This is a genomic window from Streptomyces sirii, assembly GCF_045690365.1.
Taxonomy (GTDB): Bacteria; Actinomycetota; Actinomycetes; order Streptomycetales; family Streptomycetaceae; genus Streptomyces; species Streptomyces sirii.
Map to the genome: position 1 here is coordinate 1,254,179 of NZ_CP147982.1, position 20,191 is coordinate 1,274,369.

Annotated in this window: 16 protein-coding genes; 5 read left to right on the forward strand and 11 right to left on the reverse strand. The window is 72.6% G+C overall.

The annotated features are described in order from the left end of the window. The first annotated feature begins 243 nt into the window (after window positions 1–243). A complete protein-coding gene (locus WAB15_RS05895; RefSeq protein ID WP_407285571.1) occupies window positions 244–1,509 on the forward strand; it encodes a cytochrome P450 in 1,266 nt (421 codons plus the stop codon). Then, window positions 1,503–2,456 carry an L-tyrosine/L-tryptophan isonitrile synthase family protein gene (locus tag WAB15_RS05900; protein WP_407285572.1) on the forward strand — a complete coding sequence of 318 codons (954 nt, stop codon included), beginning with the start codon at window positions 1,503–1,505 and terminating at the stop codon, window positions 2,454–2,456. The genes WAB15_RS05895 and WAB15_RS05900 overlap by 7 nt, the downstream gene beginning before the upstream one ends. 52 nt (window positions 2,457–2,508) lie before the next feature. On the opposite strand, the gene WAB15_RS05905 is transcribed toward WAB15_RS05900, so the two are convergent. From WAB15_RS05905 to WAB15_RS05915, 3 genes are read right to left on the reverse strand one after another with little or no spacing between them, the layout of a single operon-like run. Further along, complete coding sequence (locus WAB15_RS05905; protein ID WP_399147387.1) at window positions 2,509–3,297, reverse strand: ABC transporter ATP-binding protein; 789 nt, start codon at window positions 3,295–3,297, stop codon at window positions 2,509–2,511. After that, complete coding sequence (locus WAB15_RS05910) at window positions 3,294–4,361, reverse strand: FecCD family ABC transporter permease (RefSeq protein WP_407289176.1); 1,068 nt, start codon at window positions 4,359–4,361, stop codon at window positions 3,294–3,296. The genes WAB15_RS05905 and WAB15_RS05910 overlap by 4 nt, the downstream gene beginning before the upstream one ends. Window positions 4,362–4,369: 8 nt before the next feature. Beyond that, window positions 4,370–5,434, reverse strand: coding sequence for an ABC transporter substrate-binding protein (locus tag WAB15_RS05915; protein ID WP_407285573.1), 1,065 nt, complete (start codon window positions 5,432–5,434; stop codon window positions 4,370–4,372). A 273-nt stretch (window positions 5,435–5,707) separates the two neighbouring features. On the opposite strand from WAB15_RS05915, the gene WAB15_RS05920 reads away from it, so the two are divergent. Continuing rightward, window positions 5,708–6,373, forward strand: coding sequence for a class I SAM-dependent methyltransferase (locus WAB15_RS05920; RefSeq protein ID WP_407285574.1), 666 nt, complete (start codon window positions 5,708–5,710; stop codon window positions 6,371–6,373). A gap of 51 nt (window positions 6,374–6,424) precedes the next feature. On the opposite strand, the gene WAB15_RS05925 is transcribed toward WAB15_RS05920, so the two are convergent. Both WAB15_RS05925 and WAB15_RS05930 read right to left on the reverse strand, forming a co-directional pair. Further along, window positions 6,425–6,841 carry a VOC family protein gene (locus WAB15_RS05925; RefSeq protein ID WP_407285575.1) on the reverse strand — a complete coding sequence of 139 codons (417 nt, stop codon included), beginning with the start codon at window positions 6,839–6,841 and terminating at the stop codon, window positions 6,425–6,427. 10 nt (window positions 6,842–6,851) lie between these two features. Then, the gene (locus WAB15_RS05930) at window positions 6,852–7,280 is read right to left on the reverse strand and encodes a helix-turn-helix transcriptional regulator (protein ID WP_407285576.1); all 429 of its coding nucleotides are present in this window, start codon (window positions 7,278–7,280) and stop codon (window positions 6,852–6,854) included. A 226-nt stretch (window positions 7,281–7,506) separates the two neighbouring features. Here WAB15_RS05930 and WAB15_RS05935 point away from each other — a divergent pair, with 226 nt between their 5' ends. Beyond that, window positions 7,507–9,894 carry an ATP-binding cassette domain-containing protein gene (locus WAB15_RS05935; protein WP_407285577.1) on the forward strand — a complete coding sequence of 796 codons (2,388 nt, stop codon included), beginning with the start codon at window positions 7,507–7,509 and terminating at the stop codon, window positions 9,892–9,894. A 91-nt stretch (window positions 9,895–9,985) separates the two neighbouring features. Here WAB15_RS05935 and WAB15_RS05940 read toward each other — a convergent pair whose 3' ends face one another. From WAB15_RS05940 to WAB15_RS05960, 5 genes are all read right to left on the reverse strand, one after another. Then, window positions 9,986–10,444, reverse strand: coding sequence for a cyclic nucleotide-binding domain-containing protein (locus tag WAB15_RS05940; RefSeq protein WP_399147381.1), 459 nt, complete (start codon window positions 10,442–10,444; stop codon window positions 9,986–9,988). A 109-nt stretch (window positions 10,445–10,553) separates the two neighbouring features. Further along, window positions 10,554–13,436, reverse strand: a complete 2,883-nt coding sequence (locus WAB15_RS05945; RefSeq protein ID WP_407289177.1) for an NHLP bacteriocin export ABC transporter permease/ATPase subunit — start codon at window positions 13,434–13,436, stop codon at window positions 10,554–10,556. 10 nt (window positions 13,437–13,446) lie between these two features. After that, on the reverse strand, window positions 13,447–15,738 hold the full coding sequence (locus WAB15_RS05950) for an NHLP family bacteriocin export ABC transporter peptidase/permease/ATPase subunit (protein WP_399147380.1): 2,292 nt from the start codon (window positions 15,736–15,738) through the stop codon (window positions 13,447–13,449). Next, complete coding sequence (locus WAB15_RS05955; protein WP_399147379.1) at window positions 15,735–16,541, reverse strand: HlyD family efflux transporter periplasmic adaptor subunit; 807 nt, start codon at window positions 16,539–16,541, stop codon at window positions 15,735–15,737. The genes WAB15_RS05950 and WAB15_RS05955 overlap by 4 nt, the downstream gene beginning before the upstream one ends. 174 nt (window positions 16,542–16,715) lie before the next feature. Next, on the reverse strand, window positions 16,716–16,931 hold the full coding sequence (locus tag WAB15_RS05960; RefSeq protein WP_399150630.1) for a type A2 lantipeptide: 216 nt from the start codon (window positions 16,929–16,931) through the stop codon (window positions 16,716–16,718). Between the two features lie 773 nt (window positions 16,932–17,704). On the opposite strand from WAB15_RS05960, the gene WAB15_RS05965 reads away from it, so the two are divergent. Beyond that, window positions 17,705–18,736, forward strand: coding sequence for a PHP domain-containing protein (locus WAB15_RS05965; protein WP_399150631.1), 1,032 nt, complete (start codon window positions 17,705–17,707; stop codon window positions 18,734–18,736). A 12-nt stretch (window positions 18,737–18,748) separates the two neighbouring features. On the opposite strand, the gene WAB15_RS05970 is transcribed toward WAB15_RS05965, so the two are convergent. Next, window positions 18,749–20,113: a chloride channel protein gene (locus WAB15_RS05970; RefSeq protein ID WP_407285578.1), complete on the reverse strand. Its 1,365-nt coding sequence runs from the start codon at window positions 20,111–20,113 to the stop codon at window positions 18,749–18,751. Between the last annotated feature and the right edge of the window lie 78 nt (window positions 20,114–20,191).

The window sequence follows — 20,191 nt, forward strand, 5'->3', positions numbered from 1 at the left end:
CCGTTCGGGGGCCCGTCGGTGCGTGAGGTTTGTCCCGTTCGCCGGCCGGAACCCGCGGGTGCGGCGGGCCGACTAACTGGGTTTGGCCGGCACGCCGCTTCACCGCCCGTAGTTCGCCTTCCGTCCGCCATCCGCCGAATTCCCGGCGGATGGCGGGAACTCGGGGCACCCTGCGCCCGACCTCTCCAACGCCGTGCCGTGCGGGTGCGGTTGTCGCAGACCAGCGCCGTTGAGGAGGACGCCATGTCCACGTTGCCCGATCCCGTCCCGCTGTACGGAGCGGAGTACACCCGAGACCCCTATCCCCTGTACGCCGAGCTGCGGGCGCGCGGTCCGGTCCACCGGGTGCGCTTCCCCAGCGGGGTGTGCGCCTGGCTCGTCACCGGCTACGAGGCCGCGCACCAGGCACTGACCGACGCCCGGCTGGGCAAGCACCACTCGCGCGGCAACGCGGCCTGGCGGGCCCGCGCCTCGATCATGCCCGAGCCCCAGCACTCCCAGTTGCAGGTGCATCTGCTCCATCAGGACCCGCCCCGGCACACCGCGCTGCGCCGGCTGATCACCGACGCCTTCGCCCCGCAGCGGGTGGCGGCGCTCGAACCCCGCTTCCGGGCGATGGCCGAGGCGCTGCTCGACCGGCTTCCGGAGCGCGGCGAGGCCGATCTCGTCGAGGCCTTCGCCGCGCACTTCCCCTTCCAGGTGCTCGCCCATGTCATCGGCCTGCCCGAGCAGTTCTCCGGCCGCTTCGACCGGGACTGGGGGAAGGTGGTGCAGCCCGTGGGGCCGAAGGATCCGGGCCGTCCCGCCTACGAGGCGCGGCTGCGCGGACTGCAGCAGTACATCGCCGATCTGGTGGTCCACAAGCGCCGTGAGCCCGGCGAGGACCTGCTCTCCCGGCTGGTGGCCGCCCGCGATGCCGGCGGGATCGGCCAGGAGGAGCTGGACTCGATGATCTTCCAGCTGCTGGTCGCGGGCCAGGAGCCGGTCACCCACCAGATCAGCACGGCCCTGGTCGCCCTGCTGCGCCACCCCGAGCGCCTCGCCGAGCTGGCCGGCCGCCCGGAGCTGCTGCCCCGCGCCGTCGAGGAACTCCTGCGGTACGACAGCGCCTTCGAGCTGACGACCTGGCGGTTCTTCGCCGAGGACGCCGAGCTGCACGGAACCCGGATCCCGGCGGGCGACTCGGTGATCGTGTCGTTGTGCGCGGCCAACCGCGACCCCGAGCGGTTCGCCGACGCGGACACCCTGGACTTCGACCGCTCCCCCAACCCGCACCTCGCCTTCGGCCACGGCATCCACTTCTGCCCCGGTGCCGCGCTCGCCCGGCTCGAACTCCAGATCGCCCTGGGCGCACTGCTGAGGCGGCTGCCGGACCTCCGACCGGCCGTCGCGGACGGCGAACTGCGGTGGATACCCGCGGTGCTGGCGCGCGGGGTCGACCGGCTGCCGGTCGCCTACGGCGCGGCCGGCGGCTGTCCGGTGTCCGGCGGGGCGGTCTCCGCGTGCTGACCAGCCCCACCCGACCGCACACCGGCGCGCCCGCCGACCGGCAGGCCGTCTGCGCCGCGGTGCTCGCCACGCTGCTGCCGTACCGGCGCACGCTGGACGCCACCCACGGCGACTCCCCCGACGGCTTCCCCGCCCAGCTGCGGCAGTTGGCCGCTCCGGTGGCGGCGGGCGAGCCGATCCTGTTCACCCTGCCGGGCTTCCCCTGCAAGTCCCCCAACCCCGCCAAGGTCCTGGGCCACCTTCCCGACGAGGGCGAACGGCTGGCGCTGCGCTTCCTGGACGCGCTGTGCGGGCGCATCGAGGCCGTGTATCCGCCCGGCGCGCGGGTGGCCATCTGCTCGGACGGGCATGTCTTCAGCGATCTCATCGGGGTGCCGGACCGCGACATCGACGCCTACAACGACGCGCTGCGCGCCCTGGTCCGAGCCGAGGGCCTGACCCGGCTGGACGTCTTCGACCTGCGCCAGGTGTACGGGGAGGGGCTCACGCACGACGACAAGCGCCTGCTGGTCGAGGAGCAGCACGCCCCGTCCCTGGCGGAGTTGCGGTCGCTGACCCGCGGCGACGAGCCGGCCCGGCGGCTGTACCAGGGCATCACCCGGTTCCTGTTCGAGGACACCGCCGGTTTCCCCGGTACCCGGTCGGCGCTGCAGCGCGACTGCCGCCGGCGCGCGTACGGCGTGATGCGGCGCAGCCGCGCCTGGGGCGAGCTGGTCGCCGTACACCACCCGGAGGCCTTCCGGCTCTCGATCCATCCGCAGCCGCGGGGCTCGGCCAAGTTCGGGATCCGGCTGCTCGAAGCGCCCGATGTGTGGCTGACGCCGTGGCACTCCTGCGTGCTCGAACACGCCGACGGCCGACGGGAGTTGATGCACCGGGCGGAGGCCGAGCGGCTCGGCCGGCTGGTGCTGCGCGAGGGGCGGCCGAGCCACTACCTGGCGGGGTGAGGGTGCGGGGCCCCAGAACCCCGCACCCGCAACCGAGCCCGCCCGGCGCCCCTCATCCGTCGCCGGCGGGCAGCGGCTCACGGTGGTCGAAGGCGATCAACGGGTCGCCGGTGAGCGGGTGTTCGGCCACCGCGGCGCGCACCCCGAACACCTCGGCCAGCAGCCCCGGCGTCAGCACCTCGCGGGGCGTGCCGGAGGCCACCACCCGCCCGCCGTGCAGCACATGCAGCCGGTCGCACAGGGACGCCGCGGCGTTCAGATCGTGCAGCGAGATCAGCGTCGTACGGCGCTGTGCGCGCAGCAGCGCGAGCAGTTCGACCTGGTGCCGGACGTCGAGGTGGTTGGTGGGTTCGTCCAGCACCAGTACGTCCGGGTCCTGGGCGAACGCCCTGGCCAGCAGGGCGCGTTGGCGCTCCCCGCCGGACAGTGCGGAGAACCGGCGGGCGCCCTGCCCGGCCAGGCCCACGGCGGCCAGGGCGGCCGCCACGGTCTCCCGGTCGGTGTGGTCCTCGCCCGCGAACGCCCGCTTGTAGGGCGTCCGGCCCATCGCCACCACTTCGCGCACGGTCAGCTCGAAGTCGCTGCCGCGCTCCTGCGGCAGCGCGGCGACATGCCGCGCGGTCCGCCCGGGTGTCAGCGCGCCGAGGTCCGTCCCCGCCAGCAGTACCCGCCCCGCGGTGGGCCGCAGATGGCGGTAGACGGTCCGCAGTACGGTGGACTTGCCGCTGCCGTTGGGACCGACCAGCCCGGCGATCTCCCCGGCCGCGGCCATCAGACGCACCCCGGCGACCACGTCGCGGCCGGCGTAGCCGACGTGCAGATCCTCGATCTCGACGTTCACCGGCCCACCGCCATCCGCCGGTCCAGGATGAACAGCAGCGCGGGCGCGCCGATCATCGCCGTCACCACGCCCACCGGCAGCTCCTGGGTGTCCATGGCCGTACGGCACACGATGTCGACGACCACCAGCAACAGGGCCCCGGTGAGCGCGGACAGCGGCAGCAGCCGGCGGTGGTCGCCGCCGACGACCATCCGGCACAGATGCGGCACCATCAGCCCCACGAAGGCGATCGCCCCGGAGACCGCGACCAGGACGCCGGTCAACAAGCTGGTCACCACGAACAGTTCCCGGCGCAGCCGGGTGACGTCCACGCCCACCCCGGCCGCGGTCTCGTCGCCCATGACCAGCGCGTTCATCGGGCGGGCCCGGGCCTGGAGCGCCAGCAGCCCGGCGGTGACCGCCAGCACCGGCGGCCACAGCACACTCCAGGTGGCCCCGCTCAGGCTTCCCATCAGCCAGAACAGCACGCTGCGGGTCTGCTGCTCATCGCCGGCCTGCAGCACCAGATAGCTGGTGAACCCGGACAGGAACTGCCCGATCCCCACTCCGGCCAGCACCAGCCGCAGCGGGGAGAACCCGCCACCGCGCCGCGCCATCCACCACACCAGCGCGAAGGCGCCCAGCGCACCGGCGAACGCGGCCGCCGACAGCCCCAGCCCCAGCACCCCGCCGGCGCTCGCCCCCAGCACGATCGCGGCGACCGCGCCGAGCGACGCGCCGTTGGAGATGCCCAGCAGATACGGGTCCGCCAGCGGATTGCGCACCAGCGCCTGGGTCGCCGTCCCCACCAGGCCCAGTCCGGCACCCACCAGTGCCGCCAACAGGGCGCGGGGGACGCGCAGTTGCCACACGATCAGGTCGTCGGTGCCCGGCCGGGGCGACGCGCCGCCCAGCCGGCGCAGCACCACGGACCAGACGTGTCCCGGCGCGATGTCGGTGGCGCCGAGCGAGACCGCGGCGGTCAGCGCCGCCGCCAGCGCCAGGCCCAGCGCCAGGGCGAGCAGCCCGGCGCGCGGGGCGCGCCGCCCGGGCGACTGCCGCCGTCCGGGCGGGTCGTCGAGCACGGCTGCCACTACCGCTCCGCCTTGAACCGTGCCGGGTGGACGGTGTGCGCGATCTCCTCGACGGTGTCCGCGTTGCCGACGCCGGCGATCGTCGTACGCTCCGAGCCGATCCGCAGCAGATGCCCGTTGCGCACGGCCGCGAGCCCCTTGGTGGCGGGGAAGCTCTTCAAGAACGCCTCGGCCTGGTCGAACGCCTTCTCGGTGGCCGCCGCGTCGCCGCGGTTGCGGACCCCGAGCTGGATGAAGTCCGGGTTCTTGGCGACCACGTCCTCCCAGGAGACCGGCTTGAAGTCCCCGTCGCAGCCGTCGAAGACGTTGCGCGCACCGGCCTGGCCGATCACCGCGTTGGCGACCTGGTTGCGGCAGACCGCCATCGGCTGCTTGGTGCCGGCGTCGAAGTCGAAGAAGAAGTACGTCGGCCGCTTGCCGGGCGCGAGGTCGCCCACGGCCTTGTGGACCGCGGCGAGCTTCGCCCGCATGCCGCGCACGAGGTCGTCGGCCCGCTGGGACCTGCCGGTCACCGCGCCCAGCCGCTTGATGTCGCCCTCCACCCCCGACAGATCCCGCTGCGGCTTCCCGGACATCGGGGCGCAGGCGGTGGAGGCGAGGTAGATGTGCTTGATCCCCGCCGCCCGGAACTCCTCGGCGCTCGGCGCGTCGCCCGCCCCGCCCATGTTGTTCATCGAGGCGAAGGCGTCGACATAGAGGTCGGCGCCCGACCCGAGCAGCTTCTCCTTGGGAATGACGTGCTTGCCCAGCACCGGCACCTTCCGGGCCTGCGCCCCGAGTTCGCCGGGCAGGGCGCCCTTGCCGGGCGGGAATCCGGTCCCGACGACCCGGTCGCCCGCGCCGAGGCGCAGCAGTATCTCCAGGGCGGCGGCGTTACTGGTGACGATCTTGCGCGGTGCGGACGCGAAGGTGGTCGTCGCGCCCTTGCAGTCGGCGATCCGCACCGGAAAACCCGGGCCGCCGCGTCCGGTTGCCTCCCCGCCGGTGTCCGCGCCCTCGCCGCCGCACGCGGTGGCGACCATCGCGACGACCACCGCCAGACCGCACAGCTTCCCACGACGCATGGTGTTTCTCCCCTACCCGTCACCAGCCGGTTCCCCCGGCCGTCCGCCCGGCCGCAGGTACCGGCCGACGGGTCGCAGGCACGACCCGGCACAGGTAGTCGGCGGGGGTAGGGGGACGGTTCCCCAGCGGCGGCGTCCTTTTGACCGGCACCTCCCGCTCGCGCGGCGCCGGTCCCCGACCTCGCCCGGCCTGCCTCGCCGACGCCCTGCCGGGCGGACCCTAGGCTGTCCGGCGAGTCCGGAACCGGCCGGGAACGAGGAAGGCGTACCGACGTGAGCGACAACGGGCAGGAGCTGGCCGCCGGGCAGCTCCGACACTGGCAGAGCACCTACACCGCCCGCCCCGGCATGTACGGCGAGCAGCCCTCCGCGCCCGCCGTCCACGCCGCCGCGGTGTTCCGCGCGGCCGGTGCGCGCGATGTGCTGGAGCTGGGGGCCGGGCAGGGCCGCGACGCCCTCTTCCTCGCCCGCGAGGGCTTCACCGTCCAGGCCACCGACTTCAGCGCGCACGGCCTGGAGCAGCTCCGGGCCGCCGCCCGCGCACAGCACGTCGACGAGCGGGTGACCACCGCGGTCCACGACGTGCGCGAGCCGCTGCCGCTGCCGGACGCCACCGTCGACGCGGTCTTCGCGCACATGCTGCTGTGCATGGCGCTGACCACCGAGGAGATCCACGGCCTGGTCGACGAGGTCCGCCGGGTGCTGCGGCCCGGCGGCGTCTTCGTCTACACCGTCCGCCACACCGGCGACGCCCACTACGGCGCCGGCACCGCCCACGGCGACGGCGTCTACGAGCACGGCGGCTTCGCCGTGCACTTCTTCGACCGGGACCTCGTCGACGCCCTCGCCGAGGACTGGGCCCTGGAAGAGGTCCACGCCTTCGACGAGGGCGATCTGCCCCGCCGCCTGTGGCGGGTCACCCAGGCCCGGCCCCGGTGACCGGCGCCCGGCGTCGGGCGCGCGGCCTTCCCCGCGGGGTCCGCCGGGGGCTCACTTCCGCAACGGCTGGGTGAAGCGCAGGAGGTTGCCGGCGGGGTCGCGGAAGGCGCAGTCGCGGACGCCGTAGGGCTGGTCCACCGGCTCCTGCAGCACCTCGCCGCCCGCGGCGCTGATCCGCTCGAAGGTGGCGTCGCAGTCCTGCGTCGCGAAGATGACGCCGCGCAGCAGGCCCTTGGCCATCAGCTCCGCCATGGCCTGCTTGTCGGCCGCCGAGGCGTTCGGGTCGGCGAGCGGCGGTTCCAGGACGATGTTCACGTCCGGCTGCGCGGGCGCCCCGACGGTCACCCAGCGCATCCCCTCGAACCCGACGTCGTTGCGTACCTCAAGGCCGAGCACATCGCGGTAGAAGGAGATCGCCTTGTCATGGTCGTCGACGGCGATGAAGCACTGGGAAAGGGTGATGTCCATGCCGCTCACGCTACGGCCCGGCCTCGGGAGACGCTTCTCCGTTCCTGACCGGTCTCGTGTGGATCTTGGCGATACAGGCCGGGATGGCGGCGCCGTGATCATGACTCCGGGCCCGGTAGGCGCTCGGGCTCTCCCCGACCAGCTGGGTGAAGCGGGAGCTGAACGACCCCAGCGACGTACAGCCGACCGCGAAGCAGACCTCGGTCACCGTGAGGTCGCCGCGCCGCAGCAGCGCCTTGGCCCGCTCGATGCGGCGGGTCATCAGGTAGCTGTAGGGCGTCTCGCCGAAGGCGGCGCGGAAGCTGCGGGAGAAGTGGCCCGCCGACATCAGGGCGCCGCGCGCCAGCGCCGGGACGTCGAGCGGCTCGGCGTAGTCGCGGTCCATCCGGTCACGGGCCCGCCGCAGTCGGACGAGGTCGTCGAGGTCCTGCCGTTTCATCTGCTGATTTTCCCACAGCGCCCCGGGCCGGCGGTCGCGAGCGCGGACGGCGCCGCGGAGCCGCCGCCGTCCGTCGCGAGCAGGCACGGGGACCGATCCCGGCCGGACCGATCAGGAATCGAGAAGCGCCGGCCACACAGCCGCGCTTAGCCTGACCGTCATGGCCGTGCGCGCCGCGTGGCCGGGTCGTAAGAGCTCCACCGACCGCCCACGACAGAGAGAGACGATGAGCATGGCCAAGAGGACGGACACCGGGTCGCCCGCGCCGCATGTCGCCGACAGCCACGAGATGATCCGCGTGCACGGTGCCCGCGAGAACAACCTCAAGGACGTCAGCATCGAGATCCCCAAGCGCCGGCTGACGGTGTTCACCGGTGTCTCCGGCTCGGGCAAGAGCTCACTGGTGTTCGACACGATCGCCGCGGAGTCGCAGCGGCTGATCAACGAGACCTACAGCGCCTTCGTGCAGGGCTTCATGCCGACCACGGCGCGGCCCGAGGTGGACGTCCTCGACGGGCTGACGACCGCGATCTCCGTCGATCAGCAGCGGATGGGCGGCGACCCCCGCTCGACGGTCGGTACCGCCACCGACGCCAACGCGATGCTGCGCATCCTCTTCAGCCGGCTCGGCAAGCCGCACATCGGTCCGCCCAGCGCGTACTCCTTCAACACCGCCTCGGTCCGGGCGAGCGGTGCGATCACCGTCGAGCGCGGCGCCAAGAAGGCGGTGAAGGCGACCTACGAGCGCACCGGCGGGATGTGCACGCGCTGCGAGGGCCGGGGCTCGGTCACCGACATCGACCTGGCGCAGCTGTACGACGACGGCAAGTCGCTCAACGAGGGCGCGTTCACGATCCCCGGCTACACCGGGGGCGGCTGGAACTCCCGGCTCTACATCGAGTCGGGCTTCTTCGACCCGGACAAGCCGATCCGCAAGTTCACCAAGAAGGAACTGCACGACCTCCTGCACCGCGAGCCGACCAGGATGAAGATCGCGGGCATCAACATGACCTACGAAGGACTGATCCCCCGGGTCCAGAAGTCGATGCTGTCCAAGGACAGGGAGGCGATGCAGCCGCACATCCGGGAGTTCGTCGACCGGGCGGTCACCTTCACCACCTGCCCCGACTGCGACGGCACCCGGCTCAGCGAGGGGGCCCGGTCGTCGAAGATCAAGCGCGTCAGCATCGCGGACGCCTGCGCGATGGAGATCAGGGACCTGGCCGAATGGGTCCGCGGCCTCAAGGAGCCCTCGGTGGCACCGCTGCTCACCGCGCTCCAGCAGACCCTCGACTCGTTCGTGGAGATCGGGCTCGGCTACCTCGCGCTCGACCGGCCCGCGGGCACGCTGTCGGGCGGCGAGGCGCAGCGCGTCAAGATGATCCGCCACCTCGGCTCCTCGCTCACCGACGTCACCTACGTCTTCGACGAGCCCACTTCGGGTCTGCACCCCCATGACATCCAGCGGATGAACGACCTGCTGCGCAGGCTGCGGGACAAGGGCAACACGGTGCTCGTCGTGGAGCACAAGCCCGAGGTGATCGCGATCGCCGATCACATCGTCGACCTCGGCCCCGGCGCCGGCGCGGCGGGCGGCACCGTCTGCTTCGAGGGCACCGTCGAGGGGCTGCGGGCCGGCGGCACGGTCACCGGCCGCCACTTCGACGACCGGGCCGCCCTCAAGGAGTCGGTGCGCAAGCCCACCGGCGCCCTGCGGATCCGCGGCGCGACGGCGAACAACCTGCGCGACGTCGACGTCGACATCCCGCTCGGGGTGCTCGCCGTCGTCACCGGTGTCGCCGGCTCCGGCAAGAGCTCGCTCATGCACGGGTCGATCCCGGCCGACGGCGGTGTGGTGTCGGTCGACCAGGCCCCGATCCGCGGCTCCCGGCGCAGCAACCCGGCGACCTACACCGGACTCCTCGACCCGATCCGCAAGGCGTTCGCGAAGGCCAACGGCGTGAAGCCGGCGCTGTTCAGCGCCAACTCCGAGGGTGCCTGCCCCACCTGCAACGGCGCCGGCGTGGTCTACACCGACCTGGCGATGATGGCCGGCGTCGCCAGCCCCTGCGAGGACTGCGAGGGCAAGCGGTTCCAGGCGTCGGTGCTCGACTACCACCTCGGCGGCCGCGACATCAGCGAGGTGCTGGCGATGTCGGTGACCGAGGCAGAGGCGTTCTTCGGCGACGGCGAGGCGCACACGCCGGCCGCCCACCGGATCCTGCGGCGGCTGGCCGACGTCGGGCTCGGCTACCTCACCATCGGCCAGCCGCTGACCACGCTGTCCGGCGGCGAGCGGCAGCGGCTCAAGCTGGCCACCCACATGGCCGAGAAGGGCGGCGTCTACGTCCTCGACGAACCGACCGCCGGGCTGCACCTCGCCGATGTCGAGCAGCTCCTCGGGCTGCTCGACGGGCTCGTCGACGCCGGCAAGTCGGTCATCGTCATCGAGCACCACCAGGCGGTCATGGCGCACGCCGACTGGATCATCGACCTCGGCCCCGGCGCCGGCCACGACGGCGGCACGGTCGTCTTCGAGGGCACCCCGGCCGACCTCGTCGCCGCCCGCTCCACCCTCACCGGCGAGCACCTCGCGGCCTACGTCGGCGCCTGACCGGGCCCGTGCGGCGCCCGTGGGACGGGTTCCGCCATCCGGTACACAAGCGGCGGTCACCGGTCACGACGACCCGGTGGCCGCCGCCGGCTCATGGGTCCGGTCGGCTGCCCTGGGGGCCGTAGAGGTCGAGCAGCCGGGTGCGGGTGCCGTGCAGCCGGTCGGCGACCGTCTCGGCGACGTAGTGGTACATCTCCCGGCCGAGGATCGGATCGGACTCGCACAGGGCGCGGACCACGCTCGCGTCGAACTCCACCGCCTCCACCGGGCCGACGGTCTCCGCTCCCAGATGCCACAGGTAGGGCGGGAACAGCCAGGACCAGCCGAGCAGTTCATCGCGGCCGAGGGTTTCGACGACCGCCGCCCGGCGTCCGGGGACGCGCTGGTCGAGCACGACCTGTCCGCTGCGGATGATCCAGAACCGGTCCGCCCGGTGGCCCTCCTCGAACAGCCGGGTGGCGCGCGGCAGCGACACCTCCCGTGCGACGTCGGTCAGCCGCCGGCGCCGGTCCGGTGGCAGCGCCTCGAACAGGCTGCGCGCTGTGGCCATGTCATCCTCCGTCCGCTGCACTGCACGATATGCGGTGTTCTGCGGGGAATCGGGGAAGGCTCGGCCGGGCGGGGCCGTCCGTCCCTCCGGGACGCGGCCGGCCGGCGGCTCAGGCCAGCTGGCGGCGCACCAGGTCGTGCAGCCGGCCGCCGGTGTCGGCGAGCAGCTGGGCCGGGGCGCCCTGTTCGACGATCCGGCCGTCCTCCATCACGATCACGCGGTCCGCGTCCATGACCGTGGTCAGCCGGTGGGCGATCACCAGCCGGCTGGCGCTGAGCTTACGGGTGCTGTCGATGACGATGCGCTGGGTCTCGTTGTCCAGGGCGCTGGTGGCCTCGTCGAAGAAGAGGATCCTCGGGCGGCGGACCAGCGCCTGCGCGATCATCAGGCGCTGGCGCTGGCCCCCGGAGATCGCGCCACCGCCGGAGATCATGGTGTGCAGACCCATCGGCATCCGCTTGATGTCCTCGGCCAGGCCCGCCATCTCGGCGGCCGCCCAGGCCTCCTCCTGGGTGAAGGCCTCCGCACCGCAGATGCAGTCCAGGATGGAGCCGGTCAGCGGCTGGGCGTTCTGCAGGACGACCCCGCACTGGCGGCGGACCGCGGCCTGGTCCAGGGCGGCGAGGTCCTGCCCGTCGTACAGGACGCTGCCCGAGGAGGGCTTGTCGAAGCCGATCAGGAGCCGCAGCAGGGTCGACTTGCCGCATCCGCTGGGCCCCACCACCGCGACGAACTCGCCGGGCCGGACCTGGAGCGAGATGTCGTCGAGGACGAGCGGACCGTCGTCGGTGTAGCGGAAGGAGAGCTTCTTGGCCTCGATGCCGCCGGAGAGCGTGCCGGGCTGGGCGCTGGCGCCGCGGACCTCGGGCGCCTCGTCCAGCACCGGCTTGATCTGCTCGAACATCGGCAGCGCGGCGGCGGCCGCGACGAACGCGCCGGTGATCTGGGTGACGGAGGTCAGCAGCATGGTCACCGCGGTGTTGAAGGTGAGGAACGAGGCGGCGGACATGGTGCCGCGGGCCGGTCCGGCCAGCAGCATGAACAGGGTCAGCGAGCACAGCGGCAGATAGACCGCGTTCAGGACGGTGGTCAGGTTCTTGATCCGGCCGGCCTTCTGCTGGAGCTCCCGGGAGCGGGCGAACTCCCGCGCCCAGGCCGCGTACGCGAAGCTCTCGGCCGCCGCGACCCGCAGCTTGGGCAGCCCGCGCAGGGTCTGGAACGCCTGGTTGTTGAGCTTGTTGCCGAGCTTGACCAGCCGCCGCTGCCAGCGCAGCTCCCACAGGCCCATGGCGAGGAAGACCGCCGCGATGACCAGGAGCATGCCGATCGCGGCGAGCGCCAGCGGCACGCTGTAGACCAGCAGCAGGACCAGGTTCATCACGCCGACCGTGGTGGACTGCACCGCCACCGGCCCGACGCCGGACAGCACCCGCCGAACGGCGCTGATACCCATCGCGGCACTGGCCAGCTCGCCGGTGGAGCGCTCGGTGAAGAACTTCGTCGGCAGCCGCAGCAGCCGGTCCCAGACCGCCGGCTGCAGCGCACTCTCGATGCGGCCCTCCAGCCGCAGCACGGTGAGGTTCTGCAGCAGCATGAAGGCGGCCGAGACGACGCTGGTGACGACGACCGCCAGGGCAACCTGCACGATCAGGCTGCGCTCCGCGGCGGGGACGTACACCCCGAGCACCTGGCCGGTCGCGAGGGGGACGAGCGCGCCGAGGCCGACCGTCACCAGTCCGCTGAGGGCGAGGTTGCGGACGTCCATCCGGGTCCCGCGCAGGCTGAAGCGCATCAGCCGCCACATCGTCAGCGGCCGCTCCGGCAGCGGGCGGTAGAACATCACGGCGCGCGGCTCGAACTCCCCGGCGTTGTCCTTGCCGATGCGCAGCAGCAGTCCGGAGGCCGGGTTGACGGCCTCGTAGCGGCCGCGGCGCCACAGCAGCGCCACCGGGGCACCGGACTTGGCGCGCCGGCCCACCAGCGGGCCGGTGTTCGTCCGCCACCAGCTCCCGGCGAGCTTGACCGCCCGGGTGCGGATCCGGGAGGCGACCGCGATCCGCTCCACCGGGGAGACGCGGTCGTTGACCGGGCCGCCCTTGGGGGGCTCGGTCAACGTGATGCCGGCCGCCTCGGCGACCGTCCGACACACCGCGAAGGTGGCGTCGTCGCCGGCCCGTCCCGGTCCGTCGGCGCCCCGCCCGGAGCGCTCCGGCCGGCCGATGGAGGCCAGCAGCGCCTGGTCGGCCCGCTCGCGGACGGCCTCACCGGCCTTGATGCCGGCCGCGGTGCGGTCCTCGTGGGCGCGCTCCAGCTGCTCGATCCAGCGGTCGACGGCGGACAGCAACCGGTACTGCTGGTTGACCATCTGCTGCCACAGCTCGGGGTCCACCAGCAGATCGCCGGCCGCCTCCGCGCTGTAGGAGGCGCCGTACTGCACGCTGCCGGGCGGCACCGGCATCCACAGGACGTCGTCGTCGGCCACCGCGTCGTCGCCGGGCCGGCCGTCGAGCGGTGCCTCGAAGAGCACACCCGAGCTGCGGGCCGTGCCCAGCGCGAAGGCGTGCTCCAGCGGGGAGGGCGCCTCGTGGCCGTACCCTCCTTGCGCGCCGTACTGCGCGAAGGCCCCGGTGTCCTGGTACTCGCCGTACGCCGCGTGGTCGTACCGCGGCAGTTCGCGCAGCGGGATCCGGCGCAGCGAGCAGTCCTGCGAGGGCCGGCCCAGCAGGGTGTGCTGGGGGCCCGCGACGGGGCCGAGCAGCAGGGTGCCGGCTTCGAGCCGGCCGAGGAAGTGCCAGTGCCCGGCCGCGGCGGCGTCGACCGCGAAGAGGTCCAGCGCACCGCCGGTGACCAGCCACAGCACCTGCGGCCCTTCGAGCGGAACGCTGCGCAGGCCGGTGCAGTCGACGGGCGCGCCGAGGCCGCCCAGCGCCTGGGTCACCGCGTCGGTCGCGCCCGGGTCCGCGGCCGCGGACGTGGAGACGGGCGGGGGCATGGCTGACACGTCAGTGCTCCTTGACCAGCTCGGCGTACGCGCCCCCGGCGGCGACCAGGTCCTCGTGCCGGCCTCGTTCGACGACCACGCCGTGGTCGAGGACCACGATCTCGTCGCTGTCGCGGACGGTGCTCAGCCGGTGGGCGATGACGACGCAGGCGCAGCCGCGGCGTCGCAGGTTGTCCATGATGATCTGCTCGGTCCGGGCGTCCAGGGCGCTGGTGACCTCGTCGAGGACCAGGATGCTCGGGCGCCGGACCAGGGCGCGGGCGATCTCCAGCCGCTGGCGCTGCCCGCCGGAGAAGTTGCGGCCGTCCTGCTCGACGCGGCTGTATATGCCGTCGGGGCGCCGGGCGATGACGTCGTCGTAGAGGGCGGCGTCCTTCAGGGCGGTGATGACCGCGTCGTCCGGGATGGAGGGGTCCCACAGCGCCACGTTGTCGCGGACGGTGCCCTCGAAGAGGAAGACGTCCTGGTCGACGAAGGAGACGGAGGCGGCCAGCGCGCTGCGGGAGAGGTCCTCCAGGCGCTGTCCGTCGATGCGGATGGTGCCTTCCCAGGGGCTGTAGAGGCCGGAGATCAGCCGGGAGACGGTGGACTTGCCACTGCCCGAGCCACCGACGAGGGCGACCTGCCGGCCGGGGCCCACCGCGAGGGAGAAGCCGGTGAGCAGCGGTTTGTCCAGCGGGCTGTAGCCGAAGGTGATGTCCTCCAGCTCCACGTGGCCGGTGAGCCGACGGGTGCCGCCCGCCGTGCCCGGGCGCGAGTAGAGGGTGTCGGCGGGGAAGGACTCGACGTCCTTGAGGCGGGCCACGTCGGCGGCGAAGTCCTGGATCCGGCCGGCGACCCCGTTGAGCCGGGTGATGGGCGCGGTGAAGCGGGTGACCAGCGCCTGGAAGGCGACCAGCAGGCCGATGGAGATGTGGCCCTCGACGGCCCGCAGTCCGCCGATCCACAGGATCAGCGCGCTGTTGAGGGTGGCGAGGGTGGGGGCGACGACGGCCAGCCAGGCGCTCGGCACCCCGAGCCGCTGCTGTACCTCCAGCGTGGCGGCGTGCTGGCCGGCCCAGCGGCGGAAGTAGCCGTTCTCCCCGCCGGTGGCCTTCATCGTCTCGATGAGCTGAAGGCCGGTGTAGGAGGTGTTGGTGAGCCGGGCGGTGTCGGCGCGCAGCTTCTGGGTGTGGGTGGCGCGCAGCCGGACGACGATCCGCATCGCGACGACGTTGAGCAGCGCGATCCCGATGCCGATGACGGTCAGCTGGGGGTCGTAGCTCCACAGCAGGACCGCGTAGAGGACGACGACGATGCCGTCCACGCCGGCGGCGGCGAGGTCGCGGGCCAGGGTCTCGGCGACCGCGTCGTTGGACTGCAGCCGCTGGACCAGGTCGGCGGGGCTGCGCTGGGCGAAGAAGGTGACCGGCAGCCTGAGCAGATGGCGCAGGAAGCGGGCGCTGGTGAGGGTGGAGGAGATGATCCGGCCGCGCAGCAGGTTCGCCTGTTGCAGCCCGGTCAGTACGGCGGTCAGCACCACCATCGCCGCCATCGACGCGAACAGCGGCCCCAGCAGCGAGGTCTGGTTGCCGATCAGGAACATGTCGATGTACGTACGGCTCAGCGCGGGCACCGCGGCGCCGACCGCGACCAGCAGCAGGCTGGCGAGCAGCGCGGCCAGCAGGGTGCCGGTGGTGCCGCGCAACCGGGCGGGCACGGCGCTCAGGACGCCGGGTTTGCGGCCACCCTTGCGGAAGGACTCGGACGGCTCGAAGACCAGGGCGACGCCGGTGAAGCTGGTGTCGAAGTCCTCCGTCGCCACGAAGCGGCGGCCCTTGTCGGGGTCGTTGATGTGCACGCCGCGGCGACCGAAGCGGCGGCCCGCGCCGTCGTAGACGACGTAGTGGTTGAACTCCCAGAAGAGGATGGCCGGTGCCGTGACCTCGGCGAGGGCGGCCGGTTCCATCTGCATGCCCTTGGCCGTCAGGCCGTAGGAGCGGGCCGCCTTGAGCAGGTTGCTGGCGCGGGAGCCGTCGCGGGAGACGCCGCAGGCGATCCGCAGCTCTTCGAGCGGGACGTGCTTTCCGTAGTGGGCGAGGACCATGGCCAGGGAGGCGGCGCCGCACTCCACGGCCTCCATCTGCAGGACGGTGGGCGTGCGGACGGACCCGGGCTTCTTGGTCTTCGGTGCGGGCGGCGCGGCACGGCGGGTCCGGCGGGCGCCGGGCGCGGCCTCGGGGCGGTGCCGGCCGCGGCCGGGCGGCGGGAGTTGCTGCTGCGGGGCGGGCGCGGAGTCGTGGGGTGCGGTCATGGCAGCAGCCAATCGATCGGGTGCTGCGCGGCGAGGTGGACCGCTCCGTTGGCCAGCGTCATGGAGTCGACGGCGTAGGGCGGGCCGTCGGAGGTCGACCAGGCGTAGCCGGACCTGTTCTGCGGGGCGGCGTCGAGCTGCACCAGGACCGCGACGGGCGGGCCGGCTTTCGAGAACTGCTCTCCGAGCTGGCTGCTGCCCAGGTAGGCGCCGATCCGCTGGCGGGTCTGGGCCATCCGGCCGACGGCCTTGACCCGGCCGCGCAGTACGCCGTACCGCTGGTTGGGCACGGACTGCACGGTGAGGTCCACCGGGGCGCCGACGGGGACGGTGGCGCCGCTTTCGGCCGAGACGTACAGCGTCGCCGTCAGGGGGTCGTCGGTGTGCGCGACGCGTTCCACGGAGGCCACGTCCGCTCCGGTGGTGACGACCGAGCCGATCGCGGCGACCATCGTGGTCAGCCGTCCGGCGGCGAGGGAACGTACGACGGTGGTGCCCTGCGCGGTACGGACCTTCAGGACGGGGCTGCCGGCGGCCACCCGCCGGCCTTCTTCGGCGAACACGGCGGTGACCTGGCCCGCGACGGGGCTCTGCAGGATGTAGCTGCCCTGGCCGTAGGTGAGGATCCCGGATGCGTTGAGGGTGGCGGAGACGGTTCCGGTCACCGCCCAGACGGCCGCGGCGATCACGACGAGGACCGTGACGATCAGCACCAGCCAGCCCTGGGGCCGGGCGAAGCGCACCGGCAGATCGATTTCCTCGGGCGACTGCAGCTTGGAAAGGGCCTGTTGGCGGAACTGCACGACACTCTTCCCTCAACTGCGGTGTGCTGTCAGACGGATGGCGGCCGGGTGCCCCGGGGCCCGGCGAGCCGGGCGGATCCGGGGCACACGGCCCGGCAGGTCGGCAAGGAGGGGGCGCCGACCTGCCGTTGTCACCGTTCAAAGCCGGCCGTGCCGCTCGGCGGCACAGGGGGCTCAGAGACCGGAGACGAGGCCCGTGACGGCGCCGGTGTTCACGCCGGTGGTGCCGCCGACCAGGCCGGTGACCTCGCCGACGAGGGGGGAGACCGGGGCAACGGAGTCAACGGTGCCGGTCACGGAACCGACCACGCCGCCGACGAGGCCACCGGACACGTTGTCCAGGTCGGCGTCGGAGATTTCCTGGGTCTGAACCTGGGGGGTGGAGTTCATGATGTTTCCCTTCGGATGAATATCTCGAAAAAGCTGCGGCCGAACCGTCCGGTGGGCGGGTCCGACCACGGCAGCAGGAGTCCGGGGCCCGAAATCGGGAACCGTTGGTGTGACTCCCGCAGTGCGAAGGATCAAAGCATGCAGGCGCGTTGTGCGGCTAATCCGACGGCTGCCGAACCGGACGTCGAAGCTCCGCCAAATTACGTGTCGTGCACGCGCATCCATGAATCGGTGGCAGCTTCTTCACAAGTCCTGCGGTTTCCTCTCCGGAGATCCGTCGGGACCGTGTTCGACGAACGGGACATTCCCGCACCAAACCGATGATGCGCAGGTCAGCGCGGGTATCCGGCACCGGAGTCCGTGTGCCGACTGCACATTCGGTGTGCAGATTCCTTGAAGGCGGTCAATTTTTACGGCACTTGACCACCCGACAGATCCAGAACTCCACAGCACACCCCCCAACGAACCCCGCCGAATGTTGCAAGAGCTTTAACTGCGCCCGATTCACCCAGATTTCTCGGGCCGGTATTGAGGCTGCAGAACGTATTGAACGGAATCATCAGCACTATCCGTGTGTCATTCCGAAGCAATCGGATCGACCACACCGAGAACGGACATAGCCGCATAACGGCACGGCTTCCGACTCGGCGGAAAAGGGCGATTTACCGCCGGTATCACCCGCGGTGGCAGCCCGCCTCGGGGTGGGGCACCGTGAAGGGGACCCGGCAACTGGGACCTGAAAGGGCCGGGCACCCCGGGAAGGAGCGGCATACGTGGAGCCCGTCGAGGCGCTGGAGCGCATCGCCTTCCTCCTGGAGCGCCAGGGGGCGGCGACCTACCGCGTACAGGCCTTCCGCACGGCCGCCACGGCGATCGCCGCCCTGCCGGACGACGAGGTGCGCACCCGCGCGGACCACCACTCGCTGGGACGCCTGAAGGGGCTCGGGCCCAAAACCACCCGGGTGGTCGAAGAGGCCCTCGTGGGCGTGCGGCCCGAATACCTCGCCCGCCTGGAGGACGAAGTGGGCGGCCCGCTGGTCGAGGGGGAAGGGGGACAGCGGCTGCGGCAGGCGCTGCGCGGCGACTGCCATCTGCATTCGGACTGGTCGGACGGGGGCAGCCCGGTCGAGGCGATGGCCAGGGCCGCCCGCGACCTCGGCCACGAGTGGTGTGCGCTGACCGACCACTCCCCCCGGCTCACCGTCGCCCACGGGCTGACCGCCGAGCGGCTGCGCCGGCAACTGGCGCTGGTGGCGGAGGTCAACGAGCGGCTGGCGCCGTTCCGGCTGCTGACCGGGATCGAGTGCGACATCCTCGACGACGGCACCCTCGACCAGGAGCCGGAGCTGCTGGCCCGGCTCGATGTGGTGGTCGCCTCGGTGCACTCCAAGCTGCGCATGGACAAGGCACCGATGACCCGGCGGCTGCTGGCCGCGGTCCGCAATCCGCTGGTGGACGTCCTCGGCCACTGCACCGGGCGGCAGATCACCGGCAAGCTGCGCCCGGAGTCGCAGTTCGACGCCGAGGCGGTGTTCGCGGCCTGCGCCGAGCACCACACGGCCGTGGAGATCAACTGCCGTCCCGACCGCTTCGATCCCCCGCGCCGGCTGCTCCGCCAGGCGCTGGCGGCCGGGACCCTGTTCGCCGTCGACAGCGACGCGCACGCGCCGGGCCAACTGGACTGGCAGATCTACGGCTGCGCCCGCGCCGAGGAGTGCGGCGTCCCGGCGGACCGGGTCATCAACACCTGGACACAGCGCCAGTTGGCCACCTGGACCACAACCGGCCGCACACCGCGCCGGTGAGCCGACGGCCGGTCAGGCGCTCGACGGCGCGGCGGCGGGCGCGGTGGACGCGGCAGACGGGACCGGGGTGAGCCGCAGCACCACGACGTACGCCACGACCACCGCGACGATCACCAGCGGCATGACCGTGAGCCCGTTGCTGCCCATCAGCAGCGTGGCCAGCAGCACCGAGCTCATCGGAAGCCGGAGCATCGACACCGCCATCGCCCCGATCCCCATCGCGAACGCCGGGGTGAGCGACAGGCCCGGCAGATGCGACAGCGCCACCCCGCCCGCCTCCCCGATGAACAGCGCCGGAAAGATCGGGCCTCCCCGGAAGGCGCTGAGCGAGGCGCAGTACGCCAGGCTCTTGCACAGCACGAGCAGCACCAGCGCCGCCGCCGAATAGCCGGCGCCGCCGTGCACCAGCGACCCCAGCGCCGACTGCCCCGAATAGAGCACCTCGGTGGCGGGCTTGCCGCTGGCCGCCGCGAATCCGACCGCGAGCGCGCCGACCACCAGGCCGGCCAACACCGTGGCGGGCACCCGGTGCCGCGCGACGCGTGCCTTCAGCAGCTGCGCGAGCCGCCGTACGCCGGTCGCCAGGAGCGCGGCCGCCAGCCCGATGACCACGGCCCAGCCGAACTCCCCGACCATCGGCTCCGCGGCCGTGGGGACGTCGTCCAGCGTGAGCGAATACGTGCCGAGGCCGGTCCAGTCCCCCAGCCCGGTGAAGATCAGCGCTCCCAGGCCGGACGCGAGCAGGCCGGGCAGCAGCACCATCCCCAGCATCGGACCGCCCAGCCCCACCACCTCCATCAGCAGGAAGGCGCCCAGGAGCGGGGAGCCGAGCAGGGCGCTGATCGCCGCGAAACTACCGGCCGCGCCCACGACGGGCAGCGCCCGCTTCGGCAGGCCCGGGTTCATCAGCGGTACGGCGCACATGGCCAGCCCGCCGCCGAGGGCGATCAGCGGCGCCTCCGGGCCGAGCACCACGCCGAAGCTGAGGGACGCCAGGGCGGCGAGCACGATGCCGGGCAGGGCGGAGGGCGGCGGCGCGCCGCCGAGCGCCAGTCCGTCGGCCGGCTCATGGCCGCCGTTGCCGGGGAGGTAGCGGATGGTCAGCCCGACCAGCAGACCGGCCACCGCGAGCATCGGCACCGGCCACCACAGCGGTGTCCCGGCGAAGCCCAGCGCCCGCGGCAGATCGTGCTCGATCAGCGGCTCCAGCGCATGGATCAGCGCCAGAAAACCGAAGGCGGCGGCGCACACCGGGACGCCGATCACCGCCGCCACCAGCAGAAGCTTCAGATATCCGCGGGTGCGCACCAGCGCGTAGGGATCCTGCGGCACCGTGGCCGGCGCCTCGCCGACCGGGCCGGTGGGGCCGATCGACATCGCCTCGCCTCCTCGCCGCCGCGACGAGCCTGCCACGGCCGGCACCCCTGACCACGCATTACGCGGGGCGGGACACCC